The organism is Streptomyces sp. HSW2009, assembly GCF_040240285.1.
Taxonomy (GTDB): domain Bacteria; phylum Actinomycetota; class Actinomycetes; order Streptomycetales; family Streptomycetaceae; genus Streptomyces.
In genome coordinates, this window is record NZ_JBEHZD010000917.1 from 1 (window position 1) to 1,825 (window position 1,825).

A 1,825-nucleotide genomic window follows, 5' to 3' on the forward strand; every position below is an offset into this window, starting at 1 on the left:
CCCCCCGCCGCCGCCCCCCCCCCCCCCCCCGCCCGCGGGCCGGGCCCCCGCGGCCGGCCCCGGGCCCCCCCCGGGGGGGCCCGGCCCGGGCAGAGACTGTGGTCACGCTTCCGGGCTCCCGGGAGTTACTTACCGGCCTTGGCGACGGCCGCGTCGATCATCGGCAGGTACCGCTCGATGCTGTACGGCACGGTCAGCGGGTTGATCATCGAGGAGGCCGTGACGAAGGGCTGGTCCTTGCTGGAGACCAGGGCGCCCTTCTTGACCGCCGGGATCGCGGCGTACAGCGGCTGCGCCTCGATCTCCTTGCGGCTCTTGTCGTTCATGTAGAACGTGAACGCGATGTCGCTGTCGGCAAGCTTGTCGGCGTTCTCCAGACCGATCAGCGCGGAGTCGGTGCCCTCGGTCTCCTTGAAGGAGTTGACCACCGGGTCGACCTTCAGGCCCAGCTTGGAGACCATCTCCACGCGCTGCTCCTTCGGCTTGAAGACGCCGAGGGTGCCGGGGCCGGTGTTGTAGATGTACGAGAACGTCACGTCCTTGTACTTCGGCCGCTTGGCCGCGGCGTCCGCGAGCTGCTTGTTGATCGTGGCCGTCAGCTCCTTGGCCTTGGCCGGCTGGCCGAGCGCCTTGGCGATCAGGTCGATCTGCTGGTCCCAGTCGGTGCTCCACGCCTTGTCCGGGTACGCGACGGTGGGCGCGATGTCCTTCAGGATGTCGTACTGCTTCTGCGTGATGCCCGACCAGGGGGCCAGGATGACGTCGGGCTCCAGCTCGGTGATGGCCTCGATGTCGAGTTCCTCGCCGCCGGTGAACTGCTTCGGCAGGTCCTTGCCGGCCTTGGTGACCGCCTCGTGGACCCACGGCAGGTAGCCCGTCTTGTCGCTGCCCCACTCGTACTTCTCGATGCCCACCGGCACGTTGCCCAGCGCGATGGCGGTCTCCGTCGAGCCCTGGCCCAGGGTCACCACGCGCTGCGGCTTCTCCTTGATCACGGCCTCGCCGAGCGCGCTCTTGAGCGTGACGGGGAAGGCCCCGGTCTCGGCCGAAGCGCCCGCCGCGTCCTTCTTGGTGTCCTTGTCGTCCTTCTTGTCGTCCGAGCCGCAGCCCGTGACCAGCAGGGCGAGCGAAACGGCACCGGCGGCGGCCACGGCGGCCCGGCGGCGCAGGGAGGTCAACGGAAGGGGCATTGCGGCGGTCCTCGTTCTCAGGCATCAGGTGTCGACTGCCGCCTTTCGCGCATCGACCCGAGGACGTGTTTCGGCCTACGGGAACCAGCGCGTCGACAGGCGGCCGACGGCGATTTTAGGTGAGCCTAACCTATGTAATTCCCGCGGTACATGGCGCCTAGCTGGTCGAGCGCTGAAGAGCTGACGACGGCCCGAGAGCGGTGAGTCTGGCGGGGCCACGCCGGGCCGCGGATCTTTTTGGCTGATATGGAGGTTGTGGGGGAGGGGTGGGGGTGTTCTCTGTGCGACGTGGTGAGGGCTGGCGCGGGGCGGGGTGGGCTGGCCGGGGGCGGGCTCGTTCGTACGGGACGGCCGTACGGGGCGCCGGGCGCAAGACGGCCGAATGGACCGCCGGGCGTCGGGTCGTACGCGCCGGGCGTTGGGCCGCCGCCTCGCCGTACCGCCGCCTCGCAGTGCCGCCGTAGCCGTACCGCTGCGTGTGAACGGCCGCCGCGGGGGCCCGGGGGGGGGGGGGCGGGGGGGCGGCGGGGCGGGGGGGGGGGGCGGGGGGGGGGGTGGCCGGGTGGGTGGTGTTTCGGTTTGGGCCGTGTCAGGGGTGGCTGCGGTCGGTGGTTCGCGTTCGCTGTGGTCCGCTG

The 1,825-nt window shown here is 70.8% G+C and carries 1 protein-coding gene; it reads right to left on the reverse strand.

The genetic code is table 11. From position 1 onward, the window contains the following. Nucleotides 1-125 precede the first annotated feature (125 nt). Nucleotides 126-1,190: an iron-siderophore ABC transporter substrate-binding protein gene (locus AAHZ94_RS33535; protein ID WP_349997471.1), complete on the reverse strand. Its 1,065-nt coding sequence runs from the start codon at nt 1,188-1,190 to the stop codon at nt 126-128. Nucleotides 1,191-1,825: the final 635 nt, after the last annotated feature.